Here is a 13,513-nt window from a genome sequence, read left to right as displayed (position 1 = left end):
GACGCAGACGCTCATCGCGCCGACGGCAAGCAAGGCCGCCAGCCACGCAGGTCACTCATGAAATGGCGCGCGTTCGTTCTCCCCTCGCGCCGCCACGCCGCACGAATCCGCGACCCTGCCATTGATCCATGGCATCGGTGAAGGAATCGCAAATAATTGCCTTCATCGCCCCGGGCAGGCATCGCTTATGTGAGCAAGCTCACATAACAGGTGCGTGTAGGCGTTCTGCTTGCGATCTAGCATCGCAAGCTCTTGAGGCGGATGAGCTGCCGCTCAGTTTCCGCGGCGGCACCGCTCCATAGCCACCAGCGAGGGCTCGAAACCCAGCGCGGCGAAAAATTCGGCCGCACCATCGCGCCCGGCGCGAAGGACCCAGGTGATATCCGCACCGCCGCGCGTGACGTGCTCCACCAGCCCGCGTCCAACGCCTTGCCGTCGATGCCCGGATGCCACCACCACCATCGACAGATAACCGTTGGACAGTTCGTCCGTGATGGCGCGGGCAAATCCGATCACCGTGCCGTCGTCGACGCAGACGGCCGTGCGCTGGGACTGTTGCAGCAGCTGCGCAAACCGCTGCGCATCCTGCACGCGATGCGCCCACCCGTTGGCGGCGAGAAACAGGCGGATCGGCTCGGCGTCCTCGGGTAATGCGTCTCGAATCATGGATAAAGCTCTCTTACTCGCCCGGGTGGTAGCTGCGCTCGACATGCGCCTTCAGATCCTCCGGCCAGAAATACACCGTGCGCAGATTGCCGGTGGTATAGCGCTCGGCTTCGTCGTTGAAGTGCGGCGAATCCGCATGCCCGCTTTCACCGCCTGCGGTGATGGCGCGTGCGCGCACCTTGTCGCCGAACTCCACCACGGCGACAAAACTGTTGCCGCTGGTGCCGTAGTAGCGACGCGTGCCCGGCCAGCGATGCGCACCGAACGAGGCGAGCGAACCCCAACGCGACGACGTAAACGGCACCGGGATGCTCGGCTTGCTGTCGTCGAACGGCTGCTGGATGTCGCCGTTGATGCGCTGGTAGCGATTCACCTCGCCCCACGGCACGCCCCAGCTGCCGAAGTCCTTCTCCAGGCGATGGGTCGCTTCGGCCAATGCCTCGATCCGCGCTTGCGGACCGGCGCGCTCGGCCATGATGTCGTAGACGGAGAGACCCTCGGACACGTCGGACTTGTCGACTTCGTCCCACAGCGCATCGCCCCAGAACACCGCCAGCGACGTAGGCATGGACGTGATGCCCCAGCGATAGTCCCAACCACGCAGCAAGGCGACCGGTCCGGCGAGTCTCTTCTTCAGTGCATCGTTCGCGGGCAGCGCATCGTAATCCTTCAGCAGGATCGGAATCTGCCGCGCAAACGCCGGCAGATACGAATCGAATGCCGCGGTGATCAGCGAGGACATCGTGAAGTCACGCTTGTCGCTCAACACCATGGTGGCGTGGATGCCGCGCGGATTCTCGCCCACGCTATCCATGTAGCGCGGATAGTTCTCGCGCTTGGGACTGTCCGGACCGGCCGCCGAATACGGCCAGTTGTTGGTGTTCATGATCCAGCCGTTGGCGGGATTGAGCAGGTGCGGTGCGGCATCCAGCGGCAGCAGCCCCTGCCAGTCGGTGGTGGGGTCGCTGCCGTCCACGGGCTTGGTGTAGTCGAAGCGGTTGTCGCGCTTGGGGATGAATTGCGGATGCAGGTATGCGATCTCGCCTTTGTCATCGGCAAAGATGGTGTTGTTCGACGAGTTGGCCTTCAGCTCGGCGATCTTCATGAAGCTGGCAAAGTCGGTAGCCTTGGTGCGCAGCCAGCTTTGTTCCAGCGCTTCCATCGGCTTGTTCATCAGCGCGGTGGCGATCCACTTGCCACCCTCTTCGCGCACGATCGGGCCGTGATGCGTGGCGTAGGTGGTGAAGCGGCGCTCGGCCATCGATCCATCCGACTGCCGGTAACGCACGGTGATCGGTTTCGTGCTTACCGCGCGCACATCCTTGCCGTAGCGATAACCGAGCTTGTTGCCATCGTGCACGATGGTTTCGGCAAACTCGTCGACTACGTCGGCGGTAGTCGAGGTGTGCATGAAGCCGATGTGCCTGTTGAAACCCTGGTAGATGAAGAACTGGCCCCAGGTCACTGCACCGTAAACATCCAGTCCCGCATCGCTCGACATCTGCAGCTCCGAACGGAAGAAGAACGAGGTGTGCGGATTGATCAGCAACAGCGCATGGCCATCGGCGGTGAGTTTCGGTGCGATGGCGATGCCGTTGGAACCGGTGGGCTCGACCCAGCTCGACGGCGTATCGACGAAAGCGACGGTATCGGTGGACTTTCCGTAGAACGCCTGCAGCTCCTTCAACGAGACACGTTCGATGTCGCCGCCGATGCTGCCCTCGCTGAAACTCAACGCCATCCACGGCTCGAAATGCGCGATCACGCGCGGATGCACCGCGGGATGCGTCGCGAGGTAGTAGTTGAGGCCGTCGGCCCAGGCGTTCATCAATTCACGCAACCAGGCGGGACTCTTCGCGTACTGCTGCTTCAGCTCGGCCGGGTCGATCCACAGCTGCTGGCGAAGATCGGACCAGATCGCCTGCTCACCCTCGGCCTGGGCCAGCCAGCCCAGCGAATTGAGGTAGTTCGTCTCGATGCGGTTGAAGTCGTCTTCGGCCTGGGTATAGGCCATGCCGAACACCGCATCGGCGTCCGTCTTGCCGTGCACGTGCGCGATGCCCCAGTCGTCGCGGGTGACGGTGACGGCGTTGGCTTCCGCTTTCCAGCGAGAGGCATCGGCAGGCGCCGAGTGCGCACTGCCGATGTAGCCGAGTGCGAGAAGTACAGTGATCGAAAGCGAGCGTTTGGCGATGGTCATGGTTTCGGTGCCTTGGTGTCGTCTCGATCAACAGTTCCCTTCCTACAGCGTCATCCCGGCGTACGCCGGGATCCAGTAGCGGGGCCCTTATGGAGTCTCACGCTACTGGATTCCGGCGTCCGCCGGAATGACGAGCTAGGAAGGCACGCCGCTACTACGGCATCGCAAAGCTGTTATTCCCACGATCCGCATCCGGCAGCTTGTGCTCCGGATCCAGCGTGAGCTTCGCGATCTTCTTGCTCGTATGCAGCGCCAGCTTCGGCGTCGCGCTCTGCCGCCATGCCTCCACCGGCACGCGCACGTCCTCATGGCTGCCGTCGGCGTAATCGATGCGCAGCGTGGCCGGCATCACCAGCTTCTGCTTGCTGGCAAACGTCACCTGCACGCCCTTGGCCGGATCGTTGTCGACATAACTGGCCGCACTGATGCCCATGTCCAGCTGCCAGTTGTTGAGGTACCAGCCGCGCCACCACCACGACAGATCCTCGCCCGACTCGCTGCTCATGAAGCGGAAGAAATCCGACGGCGTGGGATGGTGATAGGCCCAGGTGGCGATGTACTTGCGGAAGGCCGGATCGAAACGCTCCGGTCCGAGGATCTGCTCGCGCAACAGCACCAGGCCCAGCGCACCCTTGAAGTAGCTCACCGGGTGGCGGTACTTCTCCGCAACCGAATCGGCCGGCGCCATCAGCGTCGGCGCATTGGCATCGGCCAGCAGCGGCACGATCTCGTCGACCGGGTTGCCACCCTTGGGCGCGTATTCGCTGTCGCGCTTGGGCGCGAACTCGCCCTTGTTGAACGCGTCCGAGGCATACACGTCGATGAAGGTGTTGAAGCCTTCGTCCATGAACGCGTTGCGGCGTTCGTTGGAGCCCACCACCATCGGGAACCAGGTGTGGCCGATTTCATGCGCGGTGATCCAGAACAGCATCGGACCCTTGTCGTCGAATCCGTCGAACACGATGCCCGGGTATTCCATGCCCGCGCCATGGCCGCCGAGATTCACCGCCACCGGCCACGGATACGGATACCACTTCGACGAGAAGTGCTCGATCGCGCCCTTCACGTATTCGCTGGAGCGATCCCACTTGTCCTTGCCCACGCCCTCCACCGGATACACCGACATGGCGAGCGCATGCTTGCCTTCGGGCAGGTTGATGCGCGCGGCGTCCCACACGAAGGCGGGCGACGCGGCGAAGGCGATATCGCGCGTGTGCTCCATATGGAAGCGCCAGGTCTGCGTGCCGCTCTGCTTGGGACGGCTGGCCGGATCGTTCACTTCCTGCGGCGACCGGATCATCACCGTGCGGTCGCTCTGCGCCGCCTGCGCCAGGCGCTTCTGCTGGGTGGCGGTCAGCACCTCGCTGGCGTTGGTCAGCGCGCCGGAACCGGCAACGAGGTAATTCCACGGCACGGTGACGGCGTAATCGATGTCGCCGTATTCCAGGTAGAACTCCGAGCCGAGATAGGGCTGCGTATCCCAACCGCGCACATCGTCGTAGACGGCCATACGCGGGAACCACTGCGCGATCTCGTAGATGTCGCCGTTCTTGGTCGGCGTCACCGCCGTGCGGCCGCCCCAGGTGCCCGGCACCGTGTAGTGGTAGCGGATGCGCAGCTTTGCCTGCTTGCCGCTACCGGCCAGCGCCTGCGCCAGATCCACCCGCAGGCGCGTATCGTCGATGAGGAAATGCACGGGTTTTCCGTCCACTTCCACCGCGTCGATCTGATAGCCATCGGTGAAATCGTTGCGTGCGCGCGGCGAGCTGAGCGAACCGCGCGAGTCGCGCCGATAGATGTTCTGGTCCAGCTGCACCCACAGCACGTCCAGCGCGTCGGGACTGTGATTGGTGTAGGTGATGGTTTCATCGCCCCGCAGCGTGTGCGTGGCCGGATCGATCTCGGCCTGGATCGCATAGTCCACGCGGTTCTGCCAGAACAGCGGCCCCGGCTTGCCGGCGCCGTCGCGGAAGGCATTGGCCGCGTCGGGCAGGGAAAGCGGCGCGAACAGCGCCTGGGGATCGAACGCGGCATCGGCGCCGTCGGCGAACGCGGGGCCGCACAGCACGCCAGCGGCAAGCAGGCCCGCCGCAACGGCGCAGCCCAGGACGAGTTTCTTCATCGAATGGTTTCCTCAAGGCTCCCCTCAACCCGACAATATAGGCAGTGGGGCTCCAGATGAACCGGGTCAGTGGTCATGGGCGAAGACGCAGCTTCGTGCGAAGCGGACCGGGGCCGCGTCCGCGAGGCGGTACAATGGCGTCATGAGTACCCCAGAACATTCCCCGCTCGGCAAGACCACCGTCTACGCCGACCGCTACGACGCCTCCCTGCTGTTCCCCATCCCGCGCCAGGCCAAGCGCGACGAGATCGGCGTGACCGGGCCCCTGCCGTTCCACGGCGAGGACGTGTGGAACGCCTATGAGCTGTCCTGGCTGGATGGGCGCGGCAAGCCGGTGGTGGCACTGGCGGAATTCCGCGTGCCGGCCGGTTCGCCCAATATCATCGAGTCCAAGTCGTTCAAGCTTTATCTCAACGGCTTTTCGCAGGAACGCGTGACCGACCGGGCCGCGCTGATCGCCACCCTGACGCGCGACCTCTCCGCCGCTGCCGGAGCCCCCATCGAGGTGACGCTGAGCGATGCGCAGGCACGCGGTCATGCCGTCACCGATCTCGATGGCACGCTGGTCGACGATCAGGCCATCGATATCGACGACTACGGTCCGCCGCAGGCGGATTATCTGGTGGCCGACGCCAGCCAGCCCATCGTCGAGGAAGCGCTGGTCTCCAACCTGCTGCGATCCAATTGCCCGGTGACCGGCCAGCCGGATTGGGGCAGCGTGCAGATCCGCTATCGCGGCGCACCGATCGATCAGGCCGGCTTGTTGCGTTATCTGGTCTCCTTCCGCAACCACAACGAATTCCATGAGCAGTGCGTGGAACGCATCTTCGTCGATGTGATGCAGCGCTGCCGGCCCGAGCATCTCAGCGTGTATGCGCGCTACACGCGTCGCGGTGGCCTGGACATCAATCCCTATCGCAGCAGCGGCACCGAGCGGCCGGACAATCCACGCGGCGCGCGCCAGTAAGAGACATCGTCGTTAAGGCGGCGTCGACGCACGGACATGCGGTAATCGCAGCTTCAGACCCTGCGGGCTAGCCTTGTGCAGAACAGGCGCCCGGCACCGCTTGCATGGCGGCCGGGCGCATGTCCGCCACCAGCCATGGGGTCAGTCATGAATATCCAGCCACGTAAAACGGCCTTGTACTGCGCGACCCTTGCCGGACTGCTTGTGCTGAGCGCGTGCGGCAAGAACCACGAAGCCTCCAACACCACGCCCACGTCGCCGGCTACCAGCGCCCCGGCACCGGCCGCACCGGCACCGGCCGCACCGGCGCCGCCGTCCACCGCGCCGATCAGCCCGCCGCAGAGCGCCCCATCGCCCACCAGCACCGCGCCGGCGCCCGTGCAGACCACCGCCAAATCCGCCAGCGTGGCCACCGGGGGCGAGATCAGGATTGCCGCCGTCACCATCGGCAGCCAGGTGGATGCGGCGCACGCCATCAGCAAGGAACAGCGCAAGTTCGCGCCCGAGGAAAAGGCCATCTACGCCAGCGTGGCGACCATCGGCACCACCGACAACGCCACCTTGAACGCCAAGTGGAGTTATCTCGACGGCAAGGACGAACCGTTCAGCAGCACCAGCGAGTCCATCGCCACCGACGGTCCAGCCATCACCACCTTCAAGGTGCAGAATCCGAACGCCTGGCCCACGGGCAAATACAAGGTGGTCATCTCGCTCAACGGCAAGCAGGTGGCGTCGGAAGATTTCGAAGTGCGCAGCTGATCCGCCACTGCCAGGGTCTCGGGAAAAAGGCGCCTTCCATGGCGCTTTTTTTCGTCGAGACGGCATGAGCGCCGTCTCAGTGAGCGACATACTTGCGTGAATCCCCGCCACTTTCGACAACAACCTCGGGACGCGCACTTAACCCGGCTGCTGCTCGAATCGATGTCGCCAATGCAGATGGCACCTACCGACATCCAACGAGGTCAGTCATGAACCAGGACACCATTCAGGGGAATTGGAAGCAGCTCAGCGGCCAGATCAAGCAGCAGTGGGGCAAGCTCACCGATGACGATCTGAAGATTGCCGAAGGCAACGCCGAGTACCTTTCGGGCAAGCTGCAGGAGCGCTACGGCATCGCTCGCGACGAGGCGGACAAGCAGGTGAAGGCGTTCGAGAAGCAGCTTCGCCAGACCCACTGACATTCAATTCAATGCATCAGCGGCACGCCTTCTCCCTCGAGGAGGCGTGCCGTTTGGCATGGGGCGGCGTTTACAGCGTGTCGAGCGGGATCTTCAGGTAGCGCGTGCCGTTCTCTTCGGCCAGCGGAAACTGTCCGGCCCGCATGTTCACCTGCACGGATGGCAACAGCAGGCGCGGCATGGACAGCGTTGCATCGCGGGTGCTGCGCATGTGCACGAAGGCGTCTTCGTCCGTCCCCTCGCGCACGTGGATGTTCGAACGCCGCTCGTCGCCCACGGTGGTTTCATGCACGAAGACGTCGCGATCGGCCGTCTTGTAGTCGTGGCAGAGAAATATCCGGGTTTCGTCGGGCAAGGCAAAAATGCGCTGGATCGAGCGGTATAGCGTGCGCGCATCGCCGCCGGGGAAATCGCAGCGGGCCGTGCCGTAATCCGGCATGAAGAGCGTATCGCCCACGAACGCGGCATCGCCGATCAGGTGCGTCATGCAGGCCGGCGTATGTCCGGGTGTGTGCATGGCCACAGCGTCGATGGTGCCGACGCGATAGCGCTCGCCATCCTTGAACAGATGATCGAACTGGCTGCCGTCGCACGCAAAATCCGCACCGGCATTGAAGATCCTGCCGAACGTCTCCTGCACATCGCGAATATGCTCGCCGATCGCCAGCGTACCGCCCAGCTTGGACTGCACGTACGGCGCGGCCGAAAGATGGTCGGCATGCACATGGGTGTCGATGACCCACTGCACTTCCAGCGACTGCGCCTTGACGAAGTCGATCAGCGCATCCGCCGAATCGCGACGCGTGCGACCGGACACGGCGTCATAGTCGAGCACGCTATCGATCACCGCCGCCTTGCCCGTCGCCGAATCCCACACGACATAGCTGAAGGTGTTGGTGGATTCGTCGAAGAAGGCCTTTACGTCAGGTCGCTGCACGGCGAACGTCTCGGATCGGGGAGCATTCATTGGAACGCATGCGCCGCCGCAGCGCTACTCGCCAGTCGCCATAGTCGATCGGCATAACGAAGGGGGAGATGGCGCGCCCGGAGGGATTCGAACCCCCGACCAATGGCTTCGGAAGCCACTACTCTATCCGGCTGAGCTACGGGCGCATTGAGCGTCGACGCGGCCTGGGACCGGGGGTCTGGGCGCGGCGAGCGCGCAGTATAGCGGAGTTGGGGGCGGGAGCCCATGTGGGAGGGCTCGCTTTGTCATTCCGACTTAGATAGCGAGTAAGGCGGCGCTGAGGAGTGCCCCTATAGCGGGGATGTATCGCTCTGTCGGCTTGTCGCGCACAAGTGCGCTCCCACAAATGGCCCCCGATGCACCGCACTTCTCCTCTCCCCGGCGGGGAGAGGGTCGGGGTGAGGGGCGAGTGCTCGCGGGAACGTCTGCGCTGTTCTGTAGGAGCGCACCCTGTGCGCGACCGCCACGCCGGGATGTATCGCTCCGTAGGATGGTCGCGCACAGGGTGCGCTCCTACAGTAGATCCACAGCTCTCGGCTCCGGCTCCGGCTCTTGGCTCTTGGCTCTCAGGGGTCCCCGTATGACGCGGCGGGTGGGTGGAGGAAAGCCCGAAGGGTGGCCCGCATGGATGCGGGCCAGTTTTTCGCCAGGGCAGGATGCCCTGTCGAAAAACCCCGTAACCCACCCGCGCACCTGGAGGGCCAAAGGCCCGGAAGGCGCGTCATCCGGGGGCCCTTTCTTTTGGTTACTTTCTCTTTACTCCGGGCATCCTGCCCTACGCCCTTCGGGCCGGCTTCGCCGTTCGCACGCGCTCCTGCGCGTGCGTGGGCAAGCAAAGAGAAGTGACCCGGCCTTCCCGAAAAGGGGACTAGCTTTGCGTCGCCGGCAGGAGGTCGGAAGCCCGCGGCAGGCGAGCCAGATCGCGACTGCGCGACAACTAAACACCGAGGCTCTGGATGACCAGCCATTCGGCTGTTGAGAAGCGCCTCCGGCCCTCGCCCCCTTTTCGGGGTGCGCCGGGATGACGAGCAAAAAAAAGCCGCTCCAGGCGGAGCGGCTTTTCAGATCCATCTCTCACCCTCTCACCGAGAGAGAGAGAGAGAAGTAGCATCAACGCGCCTTGAGCAACTCCGACAACCGATCCGCCTTGCCCTCGATGCGCTCCAGATACGGATACTTCAACCCATCGTGGTAATCGATGCGCAGCGTGGAGTACTCATCAAAGTTCTTCACCAGCAATTCCACCGGCTGATTCTTGTCCTTCGCAGCGGCCGTCACGGCATCCTTGAGGACATCGCTGGAATATTCCTTGCCGTTCACCGCGACCACCTTCATCGCCGGCGACAAACCAGCCTTGAAGGCGGGGCTGTCCCACAGCACGTCGACGACGTCGCCACCCTTGCCCATCGACACGCCCAGCGAATACGTAAGGTTGGCGCCGCCCGCGCGCGTCTCCATCGCCTTGGCGACCTCGGAGGGCTTGTCGTTATAGACCAGCTTCCAGCCGTTCGCCTCGAAGCCGCCGATCAGCGGACCATGGCCATCCAGCCGCTCGCGCAGATAGCTGGTCCAGTCGAACGGGGCGATGTCGTTGAGCGTCTTCACCACGTCCTCGAACGTATAGGTGTTGACGGCCCAGTCGCCGTTGTTCATGCCGAAGAAGGCCTTGGCGAAATCGTCGATGGAGCGCTTGTTGCCGGTGAGATCGCGCAGCTTGCCGTCCACGTCGAGCCAGATCATCTGGCCGCCCGAATAGTAGTCCTCGCTCATCTGGTAGTTGCGGTAAGGCAACGGGCGACGCATGGCGATGATCGGATCGTTGGTGGTGTCCTGGATATTGCGCCACAGCTGCAGGCCCGGACGACCGCGGTCATAGGTGGCCGCCACATTGGCCAGCATGTCCAGCGCCTGGTCCTGCTTCCACAGGCCCGAACGCGCGGCCATCACGTAGCCCCAGAACTGCGTCTGGCCTTCGTATACCCACAGCAGGCTGTCCTGCATGGGCACGTTGAAGTTCGGCGTGCTCAGGTCGGCGCCGCGACGATACTTGCCGTCCCACGAGTGGTTGAACTCGTGCGAGAGCAGATCGCGCATGGCGGCGTTCTTGTCCCACTCGGTGAAATAGGTGGTGCCCACGCCGTTCTCGCTTGAACGGTGATGCTCCAGGCCGTTGCCCGACATCTTGTCGCTGAGCGAGAACAGGAAGTCGTAATGGTTGTAGTGGTGCGCGCCGTACAGCTTGTACATCTGCTGCACCAGGTTCTGATGCACCTTCAACTGCTCGGGCTTGATCTCCAGGAACTTCGGATCGTCCGCCACGATGTTGAGGAACACTGGCGTCTTCGCGCCCGGATCCAGATCCACGCGCTTGAAGTACTTGCCCGCGTAGATCGGCGAATCCACCAGGTTGGCGTAGTCGATCGGCTTGAACGTCACCGTGTCGCCGTTGCGCGAGGCCATTTCCAGCGCGCTGCCGTATTGCCAGCCGGCGGGGAACGTCACGCTGGTTTCGGCCTTGATCTGGCGCGCGAAATAACCGGCCGGGTACAGCGACACCGAGTTCCACTGCAGGTTGAGCATCTCCGGCGTCATCACCACGCGGCCCTGGCGCAGGTCCTGTGCCGAGAGGAACTGGAACTCCACCTGCACTTCGTTCGCGCCCTGCGGCACATCCACGTGGAACGCGAACACGTTGAGCGGATCGCGCTTCCACGGAATGACCTTGCCGTTCGCCTTCACCACCAGGCCCGCGAGCTTGTCGACCGGACCCGTCGGCGAATGATTGCCCGGCAGCCACTGCGGATAGAGCAGCGTCAGCGGACCCGCCTGCGCTGGCACCGTCTCGCGCACGCGGAACACGCGATGCGCGATGTCGGTGGCATCGACGTTGATCTTCAAGGTGCCGTTGAACGCAATGTCCTGCGGCGCGGGAACATCGGCAAGGGCCGCGAAGCTGCCGAGCCCGAAGGCCGCAGCAAGAATGGCGGAAGCGAGATGCGAGGCTTTCAAAAGAGATTCTCCCCTGTTCAATCGGATTCGTGCGCAACCCTCGGCTGCACGAAACATGAACCTCTGATGCTAGTGCGGGTTGACACATGCCACCCCCTGCCATTGGTCATGGAAATGTCTGAACATCGCCTTTCCGCAAAACCCTGCAAGGGTTTTCTGCAGGTTAAAAACCCGTATCCTTTTTTCACCGCGCTCCCCACGCGGCCCATCGCGACACTCCCCCATGGTCGCGACGGATCACAAAAATAGTTGGAGCATTCCATGAACAAGATTCTTCTTGCGGCCGCCTTGGCCGTGGTCGCTGCTGCGCCTTTTGCTGCTCAGGCTGACGAGAACAACAACCAGCTCGACAATTTCTTCGTTGCCGGCAACCTGGGCCAGAGCAACTACCGTCTCGGCGGCGTTTCCGACAAGACCGACGTGTTCCAGAACGTGCGCTTCGGCTGGCGCTGGAACGGCATCGTCGGCGCTGAAATCGGCTACGCCTATCTCGGCAAGGTCAAGAACGATTTCGATTTCGCCAGCACCTCGGCCAAGCCGCGCGTCGGCCAGATCGGCGTGACCGGCAAGTACAACTTCTACGACAACTGGTTCGTCACCGGTCACGGCGGCTACCTGCGTTCGCGCACCACCGGCGCGGTCACCGTGGGCGACGCCACCGCCAACGAGCGCAGCTGGAACAACGGCTGGTACGCCGGTGCCGGCGTGGGCTACGACATCACCAGGAACGTGGCTCTCGGCGTCAACTACGACAACTACCACATCAAGTACGGTCGCGACGGCGCGCAAGAGCCGCAGACCAACGCCAACGTGGCCACCTATTCCGCCTCGGTGGAAGTGAAGTTCTAAGACTTCCCTGCCCGGTGGACAAAAAAACGGCCGCGAAAGCGGCCGTTTTTCTTTGTATCCGTGGACGCCTCGGCTTTACTTGAGCTGCTCCAGCTTGCTCTTGTGCATGCCGTAGAACACGTAGATGACCAGGCCCAGGCTCACCCAGCCGAGGAATACCTTCCAGGTGATGGCCGGCAGTTCCGACAGCAGCCAGATCGAGAACGCAATGCCGATCAACGGTACCAGCGGCACCAGCGGCGTGCGGAAGGCGCGGTGCAAATCCGGCTTGCGCTTGCGCAGGATCATGACCGAGCTGCAGATCACGATGAAGGCCGAAAGCACGCCGATGTTGACCAGCTCCGCCACCTTCTGGATCGGCGTGGAGCCTGCAACCACCGCGGTGAATACGCCCAGCGCGATGGTCGGACGATACGGCGTGCCGTAGCGCGGATGCACGCGCGCAAACCAGCCCGGAAGAAGTCCGTCGCGCGCCAGCGCATACCAGATGCGCGCCGCGCCGAGCATGAAGGCGAACAGCACGCTGATGAGGCCGAATACCGCCGACACCGACACGGTCAGCGCCACCCAGTGCAAGCCCAGGCCCTTGAACGCATCGGCCACCGGAGCATCGGTATTGAGCGTGTCGTAGTGCGCAATGCCGGTGAGCACCAGCGATACGGCGAGGTACATCGCCATCGAGATACCCAGCGACAACAGCACTGCCCTGGGCAGATCGCGTTGCGGGTTCTTGGATTCTTCCGCCGCCGTGGTCAACGTGTCGTAGCCGAATACCGCAAAGAACACCACGGCCGCGGCGGTCGCAACGCCATTGAAGCCGAAGTGCCCCACGCCCTTGGCATCGACAATGCGTTCGGGGATGAAGGGGAACCAGTTCGCCGGATTGATGTAGAACACGCCCACGCCGATCACCAGCGCAACCGCAGCCACCTTGATCGCCACCACCAGCGTGTTGAAGCGCGCGCCCCACTCGGTGCGCATGGTCAAGAGCGTGGCCACGCCCAAGGTGATCGCCGCGGCGATGACATCGAACACCTGTCCGGGCTTATCGGGGTTCATCGCGCCCCGCGCCCAGACCGGCAGATGCACCCCCATGCTGGCCAGGGCCGATTGCACATAGCCCGACCAGCCAATGGCGACCACCGCGACGATCAGCGCGTATTCGAGCAGGAGATCCCAACCGATCAGCCATGCAGCCAATTCACCGAGCACGGCATAACCGTAGGTATAAGCGCTGCCCGTCACCGGGATGAGGCCTGCGAACTCTGCGTAGCACAGCGCCGCCGCCGCACTGGCGATGCCGGCGATGAGGAAGGAAATGACCACGGCCGGGCCGGCATTGAGCGCCGCCTGCTGACCCGCGAGCACGAACACGCCCACACCGATAATGCCGCCGATACCGATGGCGGTGAGCTGCCACAGACCCAGCACGCGACGGAAATCGCCGCGCTTGCCGGCCTCCGCCTGCAACAGCTCCACAGGCTTGTGGCGCACCAACTTACTAAGGAAACCCATCGGCTCATCCCCGGGAAATGAGCCGCGATCATAGCGAATG

Annotated in this window: 10 protein-coding genes and 1 tRNA gene; 4 read left to right on the top strand and 7 right to left on the bottom strand. The window is 63.4% G+C overall.

The features are described from left to right. Nucleotides 1–273 precede the first annotated feature (273 nt). The 3 genes from ACN9MB_RS02160 to ACN9MB_RS02150 all read right to left on the bottom strand — a co-directional run bounded on the left by ACN9MB_RS02160 (nt 274) and on the right by ACN9MB_RS02150 (nt 4,988). Nucleotides 274–666 carry a GNAT family N-acetyltransferase gene (locus ACN9MB_RS02160; protein WP_426270627.1) on the bottom strand — a complete coding sequence of 131 codons (393 nt, stop codon included), beginning with the start codon at nt 664–666 and terminating at the stop codon, nt 274–276. Nucleotides 667–679: 13 nt separating this feature from the next. Further along, nucleotides 680–2,866, bottom strand: coding sequence for a penicillin acylase family protein (locus ACN9MB_RS02155; RefSeq protein WP_426270626.1), 2,187 nt, complete (start codon nt 2,864–2,866; stop codon nt 680–682). Nucleotides 2,867–3,020: 154 nt separating this feature from the next. Continuing rightward, the gene (locus ACN9MB_RS02150; RefSeq protein WP_426270625.1) at nt 3,021–4,988 is read right to left on the bottom strand and encodes a M1 family metallopeptidase; all 1,968 of its coding nucleotides are present in this window, start codon (nt 4,986–4,988) and stop codon (nt 3,021–3,023) included. Nucleotides 4,989–5,130: 142 nt separating this feature from the next. Here ACN9MB_RS02150 and queF point away from each other — a divergent pair, with 142 nt between their 5' ends. The 3 genes from queF to ACN9MB_RS02135 all read left to right on the top strand — a co-directional run bounded on the left by queF (nt 5,131) and on the right by ACN9MB_RS02135 (nt 7,133). Next, nucleotides 5,131–5,955: an NADPH-dependent 7-cyano-7-deazaguanine reductase QueF gene (gene queF / locus ACN9MB_RS02145; RefSeq protein WP_426270624.1), complete on the top strand. Its 825-nt coding sequence runs from the start codon at nt 5,131–5,133 to the stop codon at nt 5,953–5,955. Between the two features lie 147 nt (nt 5,956–6,102). Then, nucleotides 6,103–6,714 carry a hypothetical protein gene (locus ACN9MB_RS02140; RefSeq protein WP_426270623.1) on the top strand — a complete coding sequence of 204 codons (612 nt, stop codon included), beginning with the start codon at nt 6,103–6,105 and terminating at the stop codon, nt 6,712–6,714. A gap of 209 nt (nt 6,715–6,923) precedes the next feature. Further along, nucleotides 6,924–7,133: a CsbD family protein gene (locus tag ACN9MB_RS02135; protein ID WP_204636858.1), complete on the top strand. Its 210-nt coding sequence runs from the start codon at nt 6,924–6,926 to the stop codon at nt 7,131–7,133. A 70-nt stretch (nt 7,134–7,203) separates the two neighbouring features. On the opposite strand, the gene ACN9MB_RS02130 is transcribed toward ACN9MB_RS02135, so the two are convergent. The 3 genes from ACN9MB_RS02130 to ACN9MB_RS02120 form a co-directional block, all read right to left on the bottom strand. Next, nucleotides 7,204–8,070 (bottom strand): MBL fold metallo-hydrolase, encoded by an 867-nt coding sequence (locus tag ACN9MB_RS02130; RefSeq protein ID WP_426270622.1) that lies wholly within the window; start codon nt 8,068–8,070, stop codon nt 7,204–7,206. 99 nt (nt 8,071–8,169) lie between these two features. Continuing rightward, nucleotides 8,170–8,246: transfer RNA gene (locus tag ACN9MB_RS02125), tRNA-Arg, on the bottom strand. A 964-nt stretch (nt 8,247–9,210) separates the two neighbouring features. Next, the gene (locus ACN9MB_RS02120) at nt 9,211–11,109 is read right to left on the bottom strand and encodes a M61 family metallopeptidase (protein ID WP_426270621.1); all 1,899 of its coding nucleotides are present in this window, start codon (nt 11,107–11,109) and stop codon (nt 9,211–9,213) included. A 261-nt stretch (nt 11,110–11,370) separates the two neighbouring features. Between ACN9MB_RS02120 and ACN9MB_RS02115 the strand changes: the two genes are divergently transcribed. Next, nucleotides 11,371–11,958, top strand: coding sequence for an outer membrane protein (locus ACN9MB_RS02115; protein ID WP_426270620.1), 588 nt, complete (start codon nt 11,371–11,373; stop codon nt 11,956–11,958). A 75-nt stretch (nt 11,959–12,033) separates the two neighbouring features. Here the strand turns inward: ACN9MB_RS02115 and ACN9MB_RS02110 are convergent, their stop codons facing one another. Further along, complete coding sequence (locus tag ACN9MB_RS02110) at nt 12,034–13,473, bottom strand: amino acid permease (protein ID WP_426270619.1); 1,440 nt, start codon at nt 13,471–13,473, stop codon at nt 12,034–12,036. Nucleotides 13,474–13,513 lie beyond the last annotated feature (40 nt).

Origin of the sequence: Dyella kyungheensis (genome assembly GCF_049913195.1) — a bacterium.
GTDB classification, from domain to species: domain Bacteria; phylum Pseudomonadota; class Gammaproteobacteria; order Xanthomonadales; family Rhodanobacteraceae; genus Dyella; species Dyella kyungheensis.
Note: the sequence above shows the minus strand (reverse complement) of the source record. Positions and strands in the feature narration are given on the sequence as shown.